This is a genomic window from Streptomyces sp. NPDC014733 (assembly GCF_043083385.1).
Taxonomy (GTDB): Bacteria; Actinomycetota; Actinomycetes; order Streptomycetales; family Streptomycetaceae; genus Streptomyces.
In genome coordinates this window covers 1-20,051 of sequence record NZ_JBIBYO010000018.1, presented here as the reverse complement: position 1 = coordinate 20,051, position 20,051 = coordinate 1, and the positions used below count along the sequence as shown (strand labels likewise).

At 73.2% G+C, this 20,051-nt stretch carries 15 protein-coding genes; 5 read left to right on the top strand and 10 right to left on the bottom strand.

Annotation, left to right across the window (positions count from 1 at the left end; genetic code table 11):
• Positions 1–117: 117 nt before the first annotated feature.
• Positions 118–1,062, bottom strand: coding sequence for a ScbA/BarX family gamma-butyrolactone biosynthesis protein (locus tag ACF1BH_RS28280; RefSeq protein WP_391646982.1), 945 nt, complete (start codon positions 1,060–1,062; stop codon positions 118–120).
• 191 nt (positions 1,063–1,253) lie between these two features.
• Here ACF1BH_RS28280 and ACF1BH_RS28275 point away from each other — a divergent pair, with 191 nt between their 5' ends.
• On the top strand, positions 1,254–1,916 hold the full coding sequence (locus tag ACF1BH_RS28275) for a ScbR family autoregulator-binding transcription factor (protein ID WP_391646980.1): 663 nt from the start codon (positions 1,254–1,256) through the stop codon (positions 1,914–1,916).
• A 34-nt stretch (positions 1,917–1,950) separates the two neighbouring features.
• On the opposite strand, the gene ACF1BH_RS28270 is transcribed toward ACF1BH_RS28275, so the two are convergent.
• Positions 1,951–2,610, bottom strand: a complete 660-nt coding sequence (locus ACF1BH_RS28270) for a ScbR family autoregulator-binding transcription factor (RefSeq protein ID WP_391646978.1) — start codon at positions 2,608–2,610, stop codon at positions 1,951–1,953.
• A gap of 595 nt (positions 2,611–3,205) precedes the next feature.
• Here ACF1BH_RS28270 and ACF1BH_RS28265 point away from each other — a divergent pair.
• Complete coding sequence (locus ACF1BH_RS28265) at positions 3,206–4,318, top strand: PP2C family protein-serine/threonine phosphatase (RefSeq protein ID WP_391646976.1); 1,113 nt, start codon at positions 3,206–3,208, stop codon at positions 4,316–4,318.
• A gap of 248 nt (positions 4,319–4,566) precedes the next feature.
• Here ACF1BH_RS28265 and ACF1BH_RS28260 read toward each other — a convergent pair whose 3' ends face one another.
• From ACF1BH_RS28260 to ACF1BH_RS28245, 4 genes are all read right to left on the bottom strand, one after another.
• Positions 4,567–5,001, bottom strand: coding sequence for a VOC family protein (locus ACF1BH_RS28260; protein ID WP_391646974.1), 435 nt, complete (start codon positions 4,999–5,001; stop codon positions 4,567–4,569).
• A gap of 137 nt (positions 5,002–5,138) precedes the next feature.
• A complete protein-coding gene (gene gntA, locus ACF1BH_RS28255; RefSeq protein ID WP_391646972.1) occupies positions 5,139–5,807 on the bottom strand; it encodes a guanitoxin biosynthesis heme-dependent pre-guanitoxin N-hydroxylase GntA in 669 nt (222 codons plus the stop codon).
• A gap of 273 nt (positions 5,808–6,080) precedes the next feature.
• The gene (locus tag ACF1BH_RS28250; RefSeq protein WP_391646970.1) at positions 6,081–6,746 is read right to left on the bottom strand and encodes a DUF4232 domain-containing protein; all 666 of its coding nucleotides are present in this window, start codon (positions 6,744–6,746) and stop codon (positions 6,081–6,083) included.
• A 150-nt stretch (positions 6,747–6,896) separates the two neighbouring features.
• Entirely contained in the window at positions 6,897–7,106 is a 210-nt protein-coding gene (locus ACF1BH_RS28245) for a hypothetical protein (protein WP_391646968.1), read from the bottom strand.
• 261 nt (positions 7,107–7,367) lie between these two features.
• Between ACF1BH_RS28245 and ACF1BH_RS28240 the strand changes: the two genes are divergently transcribed.
• The gene (locus ACF1BH_RS28240; RefSeq protein WP_391646966.1) at positions 7,368–7,937 is read left to right on the top strand and encodes a GNAT family N-acetyltransferase; all 570 of its coding nucleotides are present in this window, start codon (positions 7,368–7,370) and stop codon (positions 7,935–7,937) included.
• Positions 7,938–8,019: 82 nt separating this feature from the next.
• On the opposite strand, the gene ACF1BH_RS28235 is transcribed toward ACF1BH_RS28240, so the two are convergent.
• The 3 genes from ACF1BH_RS28235 to ACF1BH_RS28225 form a co-directional block, all read right to left on the bottom strand.
• Positions 8,020–9,714 (bottom strand): DUF885 domain-containing protein, encoded by a 1,695-nt coding sequence (locus ACF1BH_RS28235; RefSeq protein ID WP_391646964.1) that lies wholly within the window; start codon positions 9,712–9,714, stop codon positions 8,020–8,022.
• Positions 9,715–9,812: 98 nt separating this feature from the next.
• Entirely contained in the window at positions 9,813–11,249 is a 1,437-nt protein-coding gene (locus ACF1BH_RS28230; protein ID WP_391646962.1) for a M1 family metallopeptidase, read from the bottom strand.
• An 84-nt stretch (positions 11,250–11,333) separates the two neighbouring features.
• Positions 11,334–15,272 carry a Pls/PosA family non-ribosomal peptide synthetase gene (locus ACF1BH_RS28225; RefSeq protein ID WP_391646960.1) on the bottom strand — a complete coding sequence of 1,313 codons (3,939 nt, stop codon included), beginning with the start codon at positions 15,270–15,272 and terminating at the stop codon, positions 11,334–11,336.
• A 738-nt stretch (positions 15,273–16,010) separates the two neighbouring features.
• Between ACF1BH_RS28225 and ACF1BH_RS28220 the strand changes: the two genes are divergently transcribed.
• Complete coding sequence (locus ACF1BH_RS28220; protein ID WP_391646958.1) at positions 16,011–17,363, top strand: hypothetical protein; 1,353 nt, start codon at positions 16,011–16,013, stop codon at positions 17,361–17,363.
• Between the two features lie 293 nt (positions 17,364–17,656).
• Here the strand turns inward: ACF1BH_RS28220 and ACF1BH_RS28215 are convergent, their stop codons facing one another.
• Positions 17,657–17,974: a hypothetical protein gene (locus ACF1BH_RS28215; protein WP_391646956.1), complete on the bottom strand. Its 318-nt coding sequence runs from the start codon at positions 17,972–17,974 to the stop codon at positions 17,657–17,659.
• Between the two features lie 492 nt (positions 17,975–18,466).
• Here ACF1BH_RS28215 and ACF1BH_RS28210 point away from each other — a divergent pair, with 492 nt between their 5' ends.
• Positions 18,467–19,627 carry an iron-containing alcohol dehydrogenase gene (locus ACF1BH_RS28210; protein ID WP_391646954.1) on the top strand — a complete coding sequence of 387 codons (1,161 nt, stop codon included), beginning with the start codon at positions 18,467–18,469 and terminating at the stop codon, positions 19,625–19,627.
• The last annotated feature ends 424 nt before the right edge of the window (positions 19,628–20,051 follow it).

The following is a 20,051-nucleotide window of genomic DNA, read 5'->3' as shown; positions in this document are numbered from 1 at the left end:
GTACCGGTCCCGCGCGGCCCGCGCCGAGAGACCGCGCCGCCCCGGCGACGGCCGGAGCGCCGCGGTCCGCGGGGTGCCGCCCACGGACCGGCCGGCCTCCGCCCGCCGGGGCCACCGCTATCCGAGGGTGCTGCGGAAGACCTGCCGGTCGTCCTGGTAGCCGCGCACCACGACCCGGAAACCGTCCCCGTCGGCCGCGTCGCCGAAGGTCTCCGCCTCGATCCAGCAAGGCGCGTCGAACTCGACGTACTGGTCGAACGCCGTCGTGACCGTCCGGGGCACGAACGAGGCCGGTGCCGTCAACCGGGCCGCCTGGTGGGCGGCTTCGATCAGTACCAGCCCCGGAGTGTGGTCGACCGGGTGGTCGTACAGCAGCCGGTTGGAGAAGTCGCACCGCAGCTGCCAGCGCCGGGCCTGCTCGGTCGGCGACAGCGCCACCTCCGCCGGGTCGTGACGCCCCACCCGCTCGGGCGCCACCGGCTCGGGCAGGTACGGCTGGTCCCGGACGGCGTCGACGTGCGTACCGCGCAACCGCCGGTAGACCGCCGGTGCGATCCACTCGAAGTCCGTCGCCCCGCTGCCGATCCGCGCACCTTCCGGGGTGGTCAGCTCCATCTCCAGACGCAGCCCCGTCAGCCGGGCCCCGCGCCGCTGCTGATTTGTACCGGACACGTGCAGGACGAGATCGACCGGTTCGCCCTCGGGGGGCTGGAAGGACGGCTCCAGGAGGAAGTCGAAGGTCCGCAGCAGCACCGCGTGGTTCAGCGGCGCGCCGAACTCCGTATGGGCGATCAGCAGTCCGGCCTGCCGGATGGTCTGCGCCACCACCAGGGATTCGTGCTGTACCCCGCCGTCCCCGGCCCCGGTGAAGCCGGGCCAGCGTGCCGTGAGGGCGAATTCCAGCTCTCCGCGCCGCTCGCACCCCGTCAGGAACACGGAGTCGTCGAAGCTGAGATGGAGGAATTCCTTGCGCACCGCGGAGGTTGCCCGCTCCGGCGCATCGGGCTGACGTGAGCTGTGCGGCAGTTCAGGCCGGCCGGAGTGGCTCGGTATGAGCAACATTGGGCACTCGACTCCCCTGGTGCGGTGGTCTGGTACTGAACCGGCGGTTCCGGCAAATGCTAAGATACGTACTGCCCGGTTTTCTTTGCAATGCGTCGCTGAAGATAATGACGATCCGGTGTTCGAGCCCACCGGACACGGTGCGTTCGGAACCGGAGGCACCGGCGGCGACTGACGAATGAGGTCTCCTGATGGCGCGGCAGGCACGGGCGATCCAGACCCGGCGCACGATTCTGGAGGCGGCCGGTGAGGTCTTCGACGAACGCGGCTACGACGCCGCGACCATCGCGGAGATCCTCGGCCGGGCGGGCGTGACCAAGGGCGCCCTGTACTTCCACTTCACCTCGAAGGAAGACCTCGCCCGGGGCGTACTCGGCGAGGCGCTGACCACCGAGGGCGTCCTGCCGCAGGAGTCCAAGCTGCAGGAGTGGGTCGACGTCGGCATGGTCCTGGCCCACCGCCTGCCCCGGGAACCGCTGCTGCGCGCCTCCATCACGCTCTCCGCCGACCAGCACGCCCGCGCGCTCCTCGGCACCTCCTGGCCCGGCTGGATCGACTACCTCGCCGCGATGCTGCACCAGGCCAAGGCCCAAGGCGAACTCCTGCCGCACATCGACCCGCAGGAGACCGCGGCGCTCTTCGTCGGCGCCTGGACCGGCGTCGAGGTGGTGAACTCCGCCATCGCCGGCGGCCGCCTCGAAGAGAAGATCGCGGCACTCTACGACCACGTCCTGCCGGGCATGGCCGTCCCCGGGGTGCTCGGCCGGCTGGATACCGCCGCCGACCGCGGGGCCCGGATGTGGCGCGCCCACCGGAAGGCCCTCGGCGCGGACGCCTCCGCCGCAGACGCCTGAAACCCCCACCGCGGGGGAGAGCGGCCCGCCCGGCTTACCGCACCAACGCCGAAGCGTCCCGCTGCCGTTCCCGCGGCGCCGTTCGCGGGCCGGACGGCGCCGGGGTCTGCGGCGCCCCGGGGCCCGCGAGTATCGGCAGGAACGACCGCCACAGACCCGTCACCGCGGACGGGGCGAGCCAGGTCGCGTCCTCCCGCGCCAGCACCTCGAAGCCGGTTGTCGCCCCCACCAGCGCGGCCGCCGACTCCTCGGCCGCCAGGCCCGGTACCAGCAGGTTCTGCTCCCCGGCCCGGTCGAGGAGTTCGCATACGCACACATGCCAGCGGGTCCGGAGATCGGGTCCGGAACGGTGTGCGGACTGGCAGTTGAGGCGGTATCCGGCGCGCGCGACGACGTCGGTGGCCAGCTGCCGGGCCAGGACGTGCGTGGTGTCGACGAGCGCCTGGAGCGGATCCGGGGTGAGGTGGCGCACGGTACGGGCGGCCTCGTGCAGCGTACGCGCGGCCTCCTCCTCGACGGCCGCGGCGACCGCCGCCTTGGTGTCGAAATGGAAATGCAGCGCGCCGGTGCTCACCCCGGCCCCCGCACTGATCGCGCTGAGCTTCGCCCGCGGGTAGCCGTGCTCGTCGAAGGTCCGGGCGGCGGAACGGATCAACGCCAGCCGGGTCTGCGCGGACCGGAGCTGCCGGCTCATCGGGCACCGCCCAGGGCCCGGGAATGACGGGCCGGACCGGACGTCGCGCCCGCGGAGCGGCGCGCGAAGGTGGGGGGAAGATGCGGGTGGGGGCGGCTCATGGCCCCATAAAACCAACGCCCCGGTCTGATTTCCACCGCCCGGAAGAGTGGTCGAAGGGCGGGATGACTTGTGCGGAAAGGGAGTTGAGGAGGGGTTTACGTGGAGAGTCCGGTCATGGCGCCAGGGGATGAACTGCGCCGACAGGGGTGTTTCGGGAGAGATGCCCCGGCTCGGTGCCCCCGTCCGGTGCTCGGTCCCGGCCACGCGGATCAGGCCCGGCCCCGTCGCGGTGCTCCGGAGGGCACCGTGGCGCGCCGGCGCCGGACCGGCCCCGCCCCGAGGGAGGCGCGCCGTCCTCGTGCTCCGCACCCGGAGGCGGCCGGGAGGGCCCGCCGTTCGCCCGGAGCGTGGGGCGTTCCGAACGCGCCACAGCCCGTCGCACGGCGTCACCACAGGCGGCGCCCTGCGCGCACTCGGGGGAACAGGCGCGGCGCGGGCCCCGGCCCCGCGCGGGCCACCGGGCGTATCGGGCGCAGCGGTGCGAGCATGACACATGGCCTTTCGTGAGCTGCGCGTGCTGCGGGACCGCCGGGGCCTCACCCGGTATCTCGTGCTGATCCCGCTCGCGCTCATCTGCGCCATCTGCGTGGTCGACAGCCTCTTCCCGCCCGAGGTGCACCTCGGACCGCTGCTGGTGGCCGCCCCCACGTTCACCGCGGCGTTCGCCGGGCCGCTGGTCACGGGGGTGATCGCGGTGCTCGCCGTCGTCGCCCAGGTCGTCATCGGCATCATCAGCGGCGATGCGACCTCCCGCAACCACCAGGTGCAGATCGCCGCGCTGATCATCGTCGGCACCCTGGTGGTGATCTTCACCGTGGTCCGCGACCGTATCGAACGGCGGCTGGCCACCACCCGCTCGGTGGCGGCGGTTGCCCAGCGGGTCCTGCTGCGCCCGCCGCCCGCCCGCAGCGGACCCCTGGAGATCGCGGCCCTCTACCTCGCCGCCGAGGAGGAGGCGGAGATGGGCGGCGACCTGTACGCCGCCGCCCGTACGGACGACTCCACCCGGCTGCTCATCGGCGACGTCCGCGGGAAGGGGCTGCCCGCATACGGGCACGCCGCGCTGCTTCTGGGGGCCTTCCGGGCAGCCGCGCACCGTAAGGCGTCGTTGCCCGCCCTCGCGACGCATCTCGACGGCGCGGTCCGCTGGGACACCGCGCAGTGGGGGAGCGACGCCCCGGACGAGGAGGAGGTCTTCGCCACCGCCACCCTGCTCGACATCCCCGACCGCACCCCACAGGTCCACACCATCACCTGCGGCCACCCGCCGCCGCTGCTGCTGCGCGACGGAGAGGCGCACACCCTCGACGCCCGGCACGTCGCCCTGCCGATCGGCCTCGGCGGGCTCGGCGGACCCGCGTCGTTCCGGGTCGACACCTTCCCCTTCGCGCCGGGCGACCTGCTGCTGCTCTTCACGGACGGCGTCACCGAGGCCCGCAACGCCGAGGGCACCTTCTACCCCCTGACCGAACGCGCCGCCGCGTGGAGCGGAAACGGTCCGCGCGACGTCCTGAAGCTGCTCCACGCGGATCTGCTGGCGTACACCAGCGGCCGGCTCGCCGACGACGCGGCGGCCCTTGCGATCCGGCGCGGAGGGGCGCCGTAGGGGCCCGCCCCGCATCCGGGGCGGACCCGCTCGGCGCGGAGATCGCCGGCGGACCGTCCCCGCGTCCGGACCGGTCCGGACGCCTACGGGACGACCAGGATGCGGCCCAGCTGTGCACGGCTCTCCAGCATCCGATGGACCTTGTCGGTCCCGGTCAACGGCAGCCGGGCGTGCTCGCCGCCCCTACGGGACCGCCGCGGGCCGATACCCGAGGCGGCCGGCTTCCGTCCCTCCGCCGCGGAGGGCGCTCAGTCCAGGCAGAACTCGTTGCCCTCGATGTCCTGCATCACGATGCACGACTCGTTGTACTCATCGGCGACCAGCACGTTCACGCAGACCGCGCCGAGTTCGGTCAGCCGTGCGCGCTCGGCTTCGAGCGCGGCGAGGCGCTCCGCCCCCACGAGCCCGGTGCCGGCGCGTACGCAGAGGTGGACCCGGTTCTTGACGACCTTGCTCTCGGGGACGCGCTGGAAGAACAGCCGCGGGCCCGCACCGGAGGGATCCTCGCAGGCGAACGCCGAACCCTGGCGCTCGGGCGGCAGCGAGCGGTCGAATTCGCCCCAGGAGGCGAACCCCTTCGGCGGCGGCGGAACGACGTACCCCAGTACCTCGCACCAGAAGCGGGCGACGCGCTCGGGGTCCGCGCAGTCGAAGGTGATCTGGACCTGCTTGATCGATGACATCGGCGCACGATAACAGGGGGCGCAGCGGCTCATCTCCCCTTGTGGACAACCGGGTTGCCGGGGAGCAGACGACGATGCCTGCACAAGACGACGGCCCGGCGAGCGTCCCCCACCGGGCCCGTGCCTTCCCGCCCAGGTCAGCTGCTCACCTGGGCGGAGAACGGGCACACCCAGTCCGCCGGCTTCGGGCGGCCCGAGTAGCGCCGGGCCTCCGACAGCTTCTCGTACTCCAGCAGGTTGGGGTTGATGTCGCCCTGCAGGTCGATGTCCTGCTTGCGGATCTTCTCCTGGAGGCGGTCCCAGAGGCCGGCCGCCTTTATCCGGTCGAACTGTGCGTGGGAGTTGAACGCCAGCATCGGGAACGGGGGGCGACGGCCGACCCGGACATGCGTCTCGTGCAGCCCGATCACGAAGAACGGGTGACCGGCGACGCTGAAGGCGAACGCCCCCGACTGCGGATCGTGGTCGTACCCCTCGGCCCAGCCGTGCGTCAGGCTGTCGTGGTCGTGCACGCCCTGCAGCTGCTGCCACATCAGCCGCTCGAACTCGGTCTCCGGCACCTCCAGCGGCCCGGAGAACGTCGCGACGAAGCTGGTGAAGGGCTTGGCCGTCCAGTCCACGGCCGCCACATACGCCTCGAGATCCTCCGCCAGCTGCCGCGCCGCCCCTTCGTCACCGAGCCAGGTGTAATGGCGATGGGTGATCCCGCCCTGCCGCCAGGCCGAACGGCCGGCCAGGCAGGCGAACGAGTCACCGAGCAGGAACTGCCCGACCACTTCGGTGGCGGAGGGGGCGTCAGCCAGCATGTTCACGACCTTCGATGAGAGGTGCCCCGTGGCGGGGATGACCGTGGCAGTCAAGAACGATCACGGCCCCGGCGTCAAGAAAACGCCAGAAGTGCCTGGTCGGCCATGGTGCACGACAAGCCCCCGGCCGCGCACCCGCTTCGCCCCACCGGGAACCCCTACTTCCCGGGCGCCGGGCCGGCCACGGGGTTTCCGGCGGACCCGCCCGGGCCGTCCGCCTCAGCGCCGGACGGCGGGGTGCCGACCGGGGCCGAGACGAGGGAGCAACAGCCCTCAGCGGAGGGCGCCTTCCTCGGTGGACTGCCAGTACGTGACCCGGGTGCTCGGGTTGATCTGCAGACCGGCCGGGCCGGGGGAGGAGACCGCGACGTGGCCGTCCGTGCCGGTGCCGTCCTTGCCGGCGAGCGTGACGTTCAGGGTCCTGGTGCGGTGGTTCTGCGTCGACTCCTGCCGCGCCAGGGTGATCGCCGCGTAGGCCGTCCTGCCCGGCGCCAGCACCACCACGGCCTGCGGCGTGGTGTCCGGATCGGCGGTGAGGTGGTGACCGGCGACCGGGTCCGCGACGAATGGCGCGTGGTACATCGAGCACGGCGTGGAGCCGTTGTCGGTGGCCGTCAGCAGCACCGCTGACGGCGTCCCGCCCGCCTCCTTCAGAGCGAGCTTGGTGGTGCCCGGCTCACAGGCGTCGTCGGCCGAACCGGCGTCGCTCTTCGCATCCCTGGCCGGAGCGGCCGAGGACGCCTGGGCCTCCTCGCGCTCCGCCGGCCGGCCCGGGGAGCTGTCGACGCCCTTCGCCGTGCCGCCCTCGGACCGTGGGGCGGAGCTGCTCGCGGCGTCGGACGCCTTCGCCCCGTCCGCACCTCCGTCACAGGCGGTCAAGCAGAGGTCCGCGACGGAGGCGAGTCCGAGAGCGGAGCGGGTGCGACGTGCGGTGCGCATGATGGTGGTACCCCAGGAGGAACAGACGGTCCGGTGGATCGTGGCTCTCCACAGAATGCGATCCGCTTCTCGCTCTCCATCAACCACGGGTGAATCTTTCACCAATGTTTTTCAGGGCGGCGCATCCGCCGTGGACGGTGAAAATCCTGGTCAGCGCAGGAGACGCAGCCGCGGCGGCGGTGGAGTCTCGTCGTCGGGCCCTTCGTGGGTCTCGGGCTCGGGGGTGCGCCGCCTTTCGTCGCCGGAATCGGGTTCGGGGTCCACCGGATGCCCTTGAAGAGCCGCCATCGCAGCTTCGAGCGATTCCTTCGTCACCTGCATCCGGATCCGGGCCAGCCGTTCCAACTCGCTTCTCGACACGGTGTCAGCTTAGTGGGCTGGCCTGGACCTGTCCTTGATCGGGTCGTTCTCGCGCACCGGATACCGCCTTCCTGCTCCGCAGGCGCCCGCTTCGCGCCCTTTCCCGCCAACTTCTCTCCTTCACAACACCGTTGACATCCGAAAGGTTGCCTGCCGCGCGTGCCCGGGACGAGCGTGCGCGACGCCGTCCCGGAGCACCCGGGGCCCCGGTCCCGCCGGGCGCCGGCCGTGGCCGTGCCCCGTCCGTGGCAGCATCGGCGTATGCAGTACCGCTATGCCACCGAGGCCGACGCGCCCGCCATGGCCGCGCTCTTCGCCGCCAACCACCACGACGCCCTCACCCCGGAACAACGCGCCGACCAGGGATTCGTCCAAGGCAGCCTGGACGAGGGCGCATTGCGGGCGATGGCCGCGCGCGACGGACTCCTCCTCGCGGACGACGACGGACGGATCGCCGGGCTCCTCGCCCTCTCCGCCCCCGAAAGCCTGCCCGCCCCGCCGCCCCCGGTCCGGGCGCTGCTCGCCGCGCAGGACACCCTCCGCTGGCAGGGACGCCCGCTGCGCGCGGTCCGCTGGCTGCTGTACGGACCGCTGGTCGTGGACACCGCCCACCGGGGGCGAGGCGTCGCCCGGCGGTTGTTCACCATGGCGTGCCGCACCGCCGCCGGCCGCGCGGACGCGCTCGTCGCCTTCATCGAAGCCGCCAACCGGCCGTCCTGGCGCGTCCACGTCGACGGCTTCGGCATGACGTCCCTGGGGGAGGTCGCCGTGGGGGACCGCGTCTACCACGTGGTCGCGGTGGCGCCCCGGGCGGACGGTCCGGGGTGCTGACGGGCGGCACCGCGGAGGTGCTTCCCGCCGAGGCGTCCGGCCGGAACGCGGGCGCGGGGGCTCGGGTCCCGGCCGGACGTCCTCAGAGCGCGGAGAGTTCCGCGAGCAGATCGTCCAGGCCCAGCGAACCCTGCGACAGGGCGGCCATGTGCCACGCCTTCAGGTCGAAGGCGGCGCCGTGCCGGGCGCGGGCGGCCTCGCGGCCCTGCAGCCAGATCCGTTCGCCCAGCTTGTAGCCGATCGCCTGCCCGGGGATGCCCTGATAGCGGATGATCTCGCTCTCCACGAAATCGGCCGGGCGGCTGCAGTGGGCCGCCAGGAAGGCGTGCGCCAGCTGCGGGGTCCACCGCTCCCCGGGGTGGAACGGCGAATCGGCCGGGATCTCCAGCTCCAGATGCATACCGATGTCGATGATCACGCGGATCGCCCGCATCATCTGCGCGTCCAGGTAGCCCAGTCGCCGCTCCGGGTCGGTCAGGAAGCCCAACTCGTCCATCAGCCGCTCCGCGTACAGCGCCCAGCCCTCGGCGTTGGCGCTGACCATGCCGCAGGTGGTCTGGTAGCGGGAGAGATCGTCCGCGACCTGTACCCACTGCGCCAGCTGCAGATGGTGGCCCGGCACGCCCTCGTGATACCAGGTGGTCACCAGGTCGTACACCGGGAAACGGGTCTCGCCCATCGTGGGCAGCCAGGTGCGGCCGGGGCGGCTGAAGTCCAGCGACGGCTGGGTGTAGTACGGCGCGGCGGCGCTGCCGGGCGGCGCGATCCGCGACTCGACCCGCCGCACCTGCTCGGACAGCGCGAAATGCGTGCCGTCCAGCTCGGCGACGGTCTCGTCCATCAGCTCCTGGAGCCAGCGCCGGGTCTCCTCGACGCCCTCGATGTGTGTGCCGTTGCCGTCCAGCCAGGCCAGCGCCTCCCACGGGGTGGCGGCACCGGGCAGCACCTTCTCCGCCTCGGTGCGCATCTCCGCCAGCAGCCGGTGGAACTCCGACCAGCCGTAGGCGTACGCCTCGTCGAGATCGAGGTCCATACCGGTGTAGTACCGCGCCAGCCGCGCGTAACGCTCCCGGCCCACCACGTCCGGGACGTCGGCGACAGCCGGGGCGTAGGTGGTGTGCAGCCACTGGCGCAACTCCGCCAGCGCCCCCGTCGCCACGGCCGCCGCCTCCTCCAGCTCGGTGCGCAGCACCTGCGGCCCCGCCGCGACGAACTCGGCGAACCAGCTGCGGGCACCCGCGCCGATCCACTCGTCCAACTGCTCCACGACCGTGGCGACCTGCAGCGGGCCGGCCGGCAGCTCGCGGCGCAGCCCCGCGTCGAGGGCGGCGCGGTACCCCTCCAGCGCGTCCGGGACGGCGCGCAACCGCCGGGCGATGGCCGCCCACTCCTCGTCCGTCCCGGCCGGTGTGAGGGTGAAGATCTCGCGGACGTGGTGCAGCGGCGAGCCCAGATTGCTGACCGCCCGCAGACCCTCGCCCGCCTCGTGCACCGCGAGTTCCGCCTCCAGCCGCTCGCGCAGCAGCCGCGCACAGCGCTGCTCGACCGCGTGCGCCGCCCCCGGCAGCGCCTCGGCGACCGTGAGGCGCTCCAGTGTGGTGCGGGCGAGCTGGGCCAGGGCCTCCTGCCCGGTGGGGGACAGATCGGGCAGCCGGCCGGAGGAGGCGGCGTCGCCGAGGTAGGTGCCGGTGACGGGGTCCAGTGCGACGAGGGCGTCGACGTAGGCGTCGGCGACCTGACGGGGCAGGGAGGTGTCGGATGCGTGGGTGTGCGACATACGGCCATCCTCGTATGTCCTGGCTGTCCGCGTCACGGATTTCGGCCGGGGCGAACAGAGGTCACACAGGAGGACGGAGCGGGGTGTCCCGCCTTCTCCTAGACGCGTTCCGGAGGCAGCGGAGGCAGACGGCGGTCGTAGAGCCAGGCGTGGAGCAGGGAACGCAGCGGGCGGCGGCTGTGGTGTTCGGCGAGGGCGATGAAATCCTCGGTGCCCGCACTGCCGTGGCGGTAGCGCAGGGCCCAGTTCCGCAGGAGGGCGAAGAACGTGGCATCGCCCAGGGTGGTGCGCAGGGCCTGGAGGGTGCAGGCGCCGCGGGAGTAGACGCGGTCGTCGAAGAGGTGTGACGGACCGGGCGCGCCGATCCGCATCCGCTGGGCGTCATCGGCCAGATCGGACCAGTTCGACGCGGCCAGCTCACGGGCGCCCGGCCCGCCGGAGTGTTCCGACCAGAGCCACTCGCCGTAGGTGGCGAACCCCTCGTTGAGCCAGATGTGCCGCCAGTCGGTGAGACTGACGCTGTTGCCGAACCAGTGGTGCACCAACTCGTGCGCCACCAGGTGCTCGCTGGTGCGCCGCCCGTCGAGGTGGTTGGTGCCGAACAGCGCGTACGTCTGGTTCTCCACCGGCTCGTCCAGCTCCGCGTCGACGACGACCGACCCGTAGACCTCGAACGGATACGGGCCGAACAGCCGGCTGAAGAGCGTCATCATCTGCGGCTGGCGGCCGAAGTCATGGGCGAAGTGCTCGGTGAGATGCGGGGGACAGGCGTTGCGCAGCGGCACCGGGCCGCCGTGCTGCCGGCTGAACGCGAACTGCCCGATCTGGACCTGCGCCAGATAGCTGGCCATGGGGAGGGCATGGTCGTACGTCCACGTCCGGGTGGGCCCGGGGCCGGGGGAGTGGCCCTGGAGGACGCCGTTGGCCACCACGTGCAGCCCCTCGGGGACGGTGGCGGTGATGCGGTAGGCGGCTTTGTCGTCGGGCCGGTCGTTGCACGGGAACCACGACGGGGCGCCCAGCGGTTGGCTGGCCACGATCACGCCGGAACCCTGCGTGTAGTCCCAGCCGATCGCCCCGAAGGGACTGCGCACCGGCCCCGGCCGCCCCCGGTAGCGGACGGCCGCGGTGAACGGCTCGCCGGGCAGCAGGGGCGCCGCCGGGGAGAGGCGGAGTTTGCCGTGGCGGTGCCGGAAGCGGGCGGGGGCGCCGTTCACCTCGACGCCGGTCACGTCCAGCCGGGAGGCGAGGTCGAAGGCGACGCGCTCCAGGGGCTCGGCCGGGGAGGCGGTGACGCGGGTGACGGCGTCCAGGGCCCGGCCCCGCGGCCGGTAGGCGAGCCGGATGTCGTAGTGCGCCACGTCGTAACCGGGGTCGCCGTGGGCCGGGAAGTACCCGGCGGCCACAGGCGCGCCCGGCCCCCGCCCGGCGCCCCGGCGGGCGGTGCCGCTGGTGGGGACGCCGTCCGCGGCGAGGCTGAGCGCGGCGGTCGACAGGGCGCCGGTCACGAACGTACGGCGGGTCCAACTGCACATGTCTGGCGGTCTCTCTCAAGGGGGGCGTCAAGGGCGGTGTCCCGCCCCGGGTGCGGCGCCTGTACGCCGCGCCCGGGGCGGGCGTCACGGTCTCGCGGGTTCGGGCTGCGCCGCCCGGGGCCGGCTCCACGACACGACGGGGTTGCCCGACCAGCGGCTCCCCGCGGGCAGCCGTTCGCCGCGCATCACCAGCGACGCCGGACCGACCACCGCGCCGTCCCCGACCGTCGCCGCCGGCAGCACGATGGAGTGCGGGCCCAAGGTCGCGCCCGCGCCGAGCCGGACCTCGTCGACACGCATCAGCCGGTCGTGGAAGAGATGCGTCTGGAGCACACAGCCGCGGTTGACGCTCGCGCCGTCGCCCAGCCGTACGAGATCGGTCTCCGGCAGCCAGTGGCTCTCGCACCAGACGCCGCGCCCGATGCGCGCCCCCAGGGACCGCAGCCAGACGTTGAGCAGCGGGGTACCGACCAGCGCGCCGCCCAGCCACGGCATGGCCAGCTCCTCCACGAAGGCGTCGTACAGCTCGTTGCGCCACACGAACGAGCTCCACAGCGGATGCTCACCCGCCCGGAAACGGCCCATCAGCAGCCACTTCGCGGCCGTCGTCAGCAGACACGCCACCACTCCGGCCAGCAGCAGCACCAGACCGGCGACGGCCGCACCGACCGCCCACCCGTCGAGGTCCACCGTCTCCTGGAGGACCGCGAAGCCGGCGTCGGCGAGGAGCACGGCGCAGCACACGGGGACGAGACGGCACAGCTCGACGGCGGCGCGCGCCAGGACGAGGCGGCGCGGCGGGGCGTACGTGCGCCGGGGGTCGGGCCGGTCGGCCGTGCGGGCGACCGCCGTACCGGGGCGGCCCAGCCAGGAACCGCCCGCGCCGAGCTCCGCCGGCGCGTCGGAGAGCACCCCGACGAGGGCGTCGTCGGGAACGGTCCGCCCCGGGCCGACGATGCCGGAATTACCGACGAACGCGCGGTCGCAGACCTCCGCCGTCCCCAACCGCAGCCAGCCGCCGCGCAGTTCGAACGGGGCGACGAGCGTGTCGTCGGCGAGGAACGCGCCGTCGCCGACGCGGGTGAGCGACGGCAGCGCCAACACCGTGGAGATCTCCGCCCGGCGCCCCACCCGCGCCCCCAGCAACCGCAGCCACGCCGGCGTCAACAGGCTCGCGTACAGCGGGAAGAAGGCCCCCCTGGCCTGGTCCATCAGCCGGGTGGTGAGCCAGGCGCACCAGGCGACGCCGCCGTCCGCCGGGTGGTACCCCGGCCGCAGCGCCCGCCCCGCCGAACGGACGACGAGGGCCAGCAGCGCGGCATGGCACACCAGCGACAGCAGAGTCAGCGGCACCGCGGACAGCACCACATCGTCGACGACGGTGGACAGGTCCGCGGCGTCGTGCGTCAGCCACCACAGCACCGCCAGACCGGGCAGCGCCGCACACAGCGGCAGCGCGGCGAGCCCGGGCAGCGCCGCGGCGTACGCCACGTACCAGCGCCGGGACCGGACGGTACGCGGCGCGGGCCGCCCCGCCTCCGGCGTCTCCGCGACGCGGCGCGCGGGGCTGCCCGCCCACCGCTGCCCCGCGGGCACCGCCCCCATGACGCACGCCCCGGGCGCGACCTCCGCGCCCGCGCCGACGTGCGCCCCCGGCATCAGCGTCGCCCGGGCCGCGACCCGCGCCCCGGCGCCGACCCGCACCGGCCCCAGATGGAGCGTGTCACCGCTCAGCCACCACCCGGCCGCGTCCACCTCCGGCTCCAGGACGCACCCGTCCCCGAAAGCGGCCAGCCCGGTCACCGGCGGCAGGGTGTGCAGGGCGACGTTCCGGCCCACCCGGCAGCCCAGCAGCCGCGCGAACCGGCCCGCCCACGGGGTGCCGGTCAGCGCCGGGACACCGAAAGCGGCGACGGTGCGCTCGGCCGCCCACAGCCGCAGATGCGCCGACCCGCCCCGCGGATGGGCACCGCCCCGCAGTCCGCGGGTGAGCAGCCGCGCCGTGCCCGCACCGATCACCACCCGGGCGGGCGTGCTGCACAGCCCGAGCCACCAGCCGCCGATCGCCCACCAGGAGGCGTGCGGCGCCCAGCGGAGCGGCCCGATGAGGTTGTCGACGGCGGCGAGCAGCAGCACCCACCGCACCCCCGAAACCGCGAACAGCGCCACCAGGACGAGGGACTGCACGACACCGACGCGGCGCGGGACGGGCCGCACTGCGCGGCCCTCGCCCGGCCCCGCGCCGTCGGCGGCGCTGCTCATCAGCCGGTCCAGATGGCCGGCGAGCGCGTCGAGCCGCGGATGCGCGTAGAGGTCGGCGACCGAGACCTGCGGACAGCGTGCGCGGAGCGCGGAGACCAGCCGGGCGGCGCTCAGACTGGTGCCGCCGAGAGCGAAGAAGTCGTCGTCCGCGGCCACCGGGACGCCCAGCAGCTCACGCCAGCACCCGGCGGCCCAGCCCGCGGTCCCCGTCAACCCGGCGTCCTCGCCGGGTAGTTCCTCGGTCCGCTGCTGCGGCAGCGGCCAGGGCAGCGCGGCCCGGTCCACCTTGCCCGACGTACGGGTCGGCAACTGCTCGACCAGGGTCAGCACCGGAACGAGAGCCCGCGGCAGCAGCCCCAGGAGGTGCTGCCGGGCCGCCGCCAGATCGCAGGCGCCCCCGGGAGAGTCCGGATCGGCCACCAGGTAGCCGACCAGCAGCTGATCGCCCGCCGCGGTGGTCCGCACCGCCGCGGCGGCCGCCCGCACCCCGGGCACGGCCCGCAACGCGGCGTCGACCTCCCCCAGTTCGATCCGGCGGCCGGCCACCTTGACCTGGTCGTCGGCGCGCCCGACGAAGACCAGCCCCGCCGGATCGGCCCGCACCAGATCACCGCTGCGGTAGACGCGCCGCCCGGGCAGCGCGGGGTGGGCGGCGAACTTCTCCGCGTCCTTGGCCGGATCCAGATAGCGGGCCGTCCCGGCGCCCGCGATCAGCAGCTCCCCGGTGCCGCCCGGCGCGACGGGCCGCCCCCCGGCATCCACCACGGCCAGCTCCCAGCCGTCCAGCGCCCGCCCGATGCGGACCGGCTCCCCGGGCAGCAGCCGCGCCGCACAGGCGACGACGGTGGTCTCCGTCGGCCCGTACGTGTTCCACATCTCGCGGCCCGTGGCGAGCCGGTCGACCAGACCGGACGGGCACGCCTCGCCGCCGACGACGAGCAGCCGCACCGCGTCGAGCGTCTCGACCGGCCACAGATCGGCCAGCGTCGGCACCGTCGACACGACCGTGACGCCCCGTTCCTTCAGCCACGGGCCGAGGTCGGCGCCGGAGCGGACGAGGGTGCGGGGCGCCGGCACCAGACAGGCGCCGTGTCGCCAGGCCAGCCACATCTCCTCGCAGGAAGCGTCGAACGCGACGGACAGCCCGGCGAGCACCCGGTCACCCGGACCGAGCGGCGCCCCCTGGAGGAACAACGCGGCCTCCGCGTCCACGAACGCCGTCGCGGAGCGGTGGCTGACGGCCACACCCTTGGGGCGGCCCGTGGTACCGGACGTGAAGATGATCCACGCGTCGTCGTCCGGCCCCGGGGGACCGGGGCGGCCGACCGGCGGCACACCGGGCCGTACCGTGACCGACCGCCCGGCGCCGATCACGGCGGCCACCCGGCCCTCACGCCAGATCAGTTCGGCGCGTTCGTCCGGATCGTCGGCGTCCACCGGGACGTACGCGGCGCCGCAGTGCAGCACGGCCAGGATCGCCACGTACAGATCGGCCGTCCCGGACGGCACCCGCACCCCGACCCGGTCGCCGGGGCCGAGGCCGGTGGCCCACAGCTTCTCGGCGAGCGAGGTGACGTCGGCGAGGAGCGTGCGGTAGTCGAGCACCCGTTCTCCGGCATCCAGCGCCGGGGCGGCGGGATGGGCGCGCACGGTGGCCGCCAGGACTCCGGTGAGGGTGCCGGACGCGGCGGGGCGCGGTGGCGCGCCGCCCGGGGGTGGGGGCGGCGCGTGAAGTGAGGTGTGGGGAAGGTGTTCTGGCATCGCGGACATTCCCTTTCCGTCGCCGCCTGTTCCGGCGGACGCACTTCTATCGATGCACGCCCAGATGTCCGCGTTCGCTACGGGAGCGCAAATGCTGGCTCAAGAATGCGTGGTCCGGGGATCAAGGACCTCAGGAAAGAGGAAAAGGCGCTCCGCGCACAGGTTTTCGTCAAAAGGCTGGAATTCCCTTTCCCGGCTGTCGCATTCCGGCCCGCCCGGCCGGAGGGGCCCGGTCCGGCGAGGTGTGCTGCCCTGGCGCCGCGCACGGCCCGTGCACGACAGGGCCGGTGACAGGCCCGGTCGTGACAGTGACAGAGCCGGTCGTGACGGTGACAACGGTCTGGCCGATTCCCGGCCCCGCCCCGGAGCAACTCGGGCCGGAATACACTGCCGCCCGCCCCCGCCAAGAGCACGACTCGGGCGTACGTGCGGAATCCCGCCCACGAGGTGGAGAACATCTGTTGCGCCGTCGCGAAATCCCGACGGCGCCGGAAATTCCCCGCCGAAGAGGCTCTCGGCGCCGCGCGCAGCCCCCGCGCCCGGGCCGCCGGAGTACCTCACGACGCGTTCCGCCGTAGACAAGGGCCGCCCACCGCGGGAACCATGAGGTGAGCCGAGGCGGAACACCTGATCGCAGGGCGGCGGGACAGCGGGGAGAGCCCCTGCGGCGCGTCACTGCGCCACCGGGTACGCCGTGGCCCTCCGGTCCGGACCGACCAGTGAGCGAGGAAGACAGCCATGACGCTCCCGCGCCACCCCAACCGCATGCTGGCGGCCCTGCTGACCGAGGCCGACTGGTCCGCCACCGACCTTGCCCGCGCCGTCAACACCCTCGGCGCCGCCCAGGGCCTGCGCCTGCGCTACGACCACGCCTCGGTGGCCCGCTGGCTCGACGGCGCCCGCCCCCGCCCACCGGTCGCCCACCTCGTCGGTCAGGTTCTCGGGCAGCGCCTCGGCCGCCGGGTCACCCTCCAGGGCACGGGGTTCGCCGAGCCGTCCGCGGGGGTCGCCCCGGTGCTGAGAGCCGCGCTGCGCGGCGGCGATCCGGTCCGCCGCCTGGCCGCCCTCTGCCACGCCGACGCCGACCCCGTCCGGCGCGGCGCCCTCGCCGGCGCCGCGCTCGCGCATCCGCCGCGCCTCCACACCGGATGGGGCGGCCGCCGCCCCGAACTCCCCCCGGCCGACCCCCGCGCACCCCGGGTGCCCGCCGCCGCCCCGGCCCGCCTGGAGGCGGTCGCGCTGCGCACCGCCCTCCTGGGGGAGCGTTATGGCGGCGCCCACGGCAGACCGGCGCTCGCCGCCTTCCTCGCCGCCGAGGCAGTGCCGCTGCTGACCGCGCCCGCCCATCCCGCGGTCCGCCGCGCTCTGTTCACCGGCGCCGCCCAGCTCACGCTGCTGCTCGCCGGACGCACCGGCGAGATCGGCCACCCGGCCCTCGCCCGCCACTACTACGACGTCGCCCTCGCGCTGGCCCGCACCGCGGGCGACCTCACCTCGTACACCGTCGTACTGCGCTGCCTGAGCGTGCAGGCACACCAACGCGGCGACCACCAGGAGGCCGCCGCCCTCGGCGACGCGGCCGTCGACCTCGCGGGCGGCGCGGTGCCCGACGCCGTCCGTGCCTATCTGCACGCCGGGCGCGCGGCGGTCGGCGCCGGTGCGGGCCGGGGGCGCGGGGCCGGGGCCGATCTGCTGGCGGCCGAGACACGCCTCGCCCATGCCACCGGCCCCGAAGGCCCCTTCACCAGCTATCCCGAGACCGCGCTGCGCTACCAACGCGCCGAAGTCCTCTCCTGCCTGGGCGACCACCGCGCCGCCCTCCGCGAGCTGCACCTCTCCCTGGCCTGCCGCCCCGCCGACCACCACAAGGCCCGCGCCCTGCTGCACGCCCGGATCGCGCACACCCTGCTCGCCGTCGACGAGATCGACGGCGCGGCGGACCACGCCTTCCGGGCACTGCGCCACCAGCGCCAGCTGGCGGCGGGCTCCGCCCACGGGACCCTGCCCCGGCTCGCCCACCACCTCGCGCCCTACCAGAGCAACCCGCGGGTCAGGGAGTTCCGGGAGGCCCTGCGGCCGGCCGCAGGGTGAGGCCGGGGCCGTCCGGTTCCGGGCCGCCGGGCCCGTCACCACGCCCGTACGTCGTACGACGTTCCGGCCCGCCGTCCGCCGCGGACACCGTCGGAAAGCCGCCCAGCAGGACCATTGCCATGTCTACGGGATCAGTCACAGTCCATACATGCGGCGCCCGATCCGCCTTTCGGCCCGGACGCGCCCCGTTCCTTGGCACCCTTCACCCGGAAGTACGAAGGGCAGGGGGGTGCGGCACCCCGGGCCGTATCGTGAGATGCCCTGAGCGCCGCCCAAGGGCGAAGGCCGTCGGCTCAGCGCCGCCGCGCCTTCTCCGCGGCCTCCTGCGCCTCCTTCAGACGGGTCGCGACGGTGGTGGCGTGGATGATGGCCACGCCCGCGCTTTGCACGGCCTTGTCGGCGTGGTCCGGATCTCGGGTCGTTTCCTGAAGAGTCGATGTCGCACGGCTGAGGATGAGCGGCATGTGATCAGCTATCTGCTGTAGAGCTTTGTAGACCCGGGCCGCGTTCTTCGGCTCGTTGAAGGCCCCGCGGCCGCTGGTGAGATCCTCGGCAAGGCGCGAGATCTTATCCGCGGCCTCCGTGGCGAGACCGCTGGGTTCGTACGTCATTGCTGTCCCTTGCTTTCGTGGATCACTTCCGTCCTCCCATGAACTCCCCGCCGTGGCACCGGAGTTCCCACATCGAGGGCAATGGCCGGGTCTGTTCCATCCGGCGTGACAGCTGTGCTCGGCCTCTTCGCCCCGCGTCAGGTGTCCTGCACGGGTGGTTGTGCCATGTTTATGTTTCTTTTGTGGTGAATGCTCCGGATGCGGGTTCAGGTGCCTTGGGCTCCCTTGTGCCGGGAGCTGTGCTCGTCGGCTGCCTTCTGCGTCCGCTGGTGGAGGGCTGGTCAGGGGTGACGGCTTGTTCAGGGCTGGGCGAGGGCTGACCGACCAGATCGACATCAGGCTGCCGATCACCCTGGCAGTCCGGCGGGAAGCAATCACACGCCCCGCAGTACGAGCTGTGCGCGAGCGAGCCCGTCCTGGGCGGAGCACCCGTCCTGGGCGGAGCCCCTGTCCTGGGCGGAGCGCCCGTCCCGGTGAGCTGAGAGGTCCTTCATGATTGCGCATCTGTCCCTGCCGCGGATCATGCGTGTCGGCCGCGGCGCAGCCAACGGACTCGGCGATGTCCTCACCGGACTGGGGCTGAGCCGCCCTCTCCTGGTGACAGACAGGTTCCTGGTCGGATCAGGCGCGGCAGAACGCCTGGTGACGGGTCTGCGAAGCGCTGGGCTGCGCCCACGATTGTTCTCCGGCACCGTGCCCGATCCGACGACGGACTCCCTGGTACCTGGCCTGACAGCGCTGCGCGCCCACAAGGCGGACGTGGTGATCGGCTTCGGCGGCGGCAGTCCGATGGACACCGCCAAAGCCCTCGCGCTTCTCGCTGTCCAAGGCGGCCACATGTACGACTACAAAGCCCCCCGCGTCAACTACGGCCCCGCACTCCCGGTGATCGCCGTCCCCACCACGGCCGGCAGTGGATCGGAAGCCACCCAGTTCACCGTCATCACCGACAGCACCACACACGAGAAGATGCTCTGCCCGGGCCCCGCGTTCCTCCCACTCGCCGCGGTCATCGACGCCGAACTGACCACATCGATGCCGCCCCGGCTGACTGCCGATACGGGCCTCGACGCTCTCACTCACGCTGTCGAGGCGTACGTCAGTCGCAAGGCCAATCCTTTCTCCGACAGCTTCGCTCTCACTGCGATCACCACCGTCGGTCACCACTTGCGCCGCGCCTACACCGACGGTACGGACATCCCTGCCCGCGAGGCGATGATGCTCGCCGCCACCCAGGCCGGTATCGCCTTCTCCAACTCCAGCGTGGCCCTCGTCCACGGCATGAGCCGCCCCATCGGCGCCCACTTCCACATCGCCCACGGTCTGTCGAACGCCATGCTCCTCCCCGCCGTGACCGCCTTTTCCGCACACGCGGCGCCTACCCGCTACGCCGACTGCGCCCGCGCCCTGGGCGCGGCGACCGCCACGGACACCGGCACGGCAGCGGCCGGCAAACTCGTCGACGCACTGCGCTGCCTGTGCCGGGACCTGGAGGTCCCCACGCCCCGCACCTACGGCATCGACCAGGGCACCTGGAATCGCCTGACACCTTTAATGGCTGAGCAGGCCCTCGCCTCCGGCTCCCCGGCCCACAACCCCCTCGTCCCCACCACAGAGCAGATCCAGAGCCTTTACCTCCAGATCTACGGGTGACCCCGCCACACCGTTCACGACTGATCACACCGGGAGAGCCAAGCACCGAGGCACGCGAACCCCGCAACGTGCGAAATCCCGTCGGCGACCGCAGCCCAAGAGCAACGGTGAATTCCGACGCTCGCACCCACCAGCCCGCGCTCCGGGATCCGCATCACCGCCTCGGAGCGGGCCCCGCTCCTCGGATCCGCCAGTGGCGGATCCGAAGCCGTTGGCTACGGGGCAGATGCCGGGCACCGGCGTCAGGCAGGCTTCCCGGCCTCGCCGGCGTCCTCTTTTGCAGCCGATGCAACCACGGGGCGAGGTCCATGAGGTGCGCTGACACGACCGCAACCGATCCCGCGGCTGATCTGTTTGATGCCGGCGTCCAGAGGAATTCGGTGTTCCCAGCCCGCTGGTGTTCTCGTTCAGTGCTCGTTCAGTG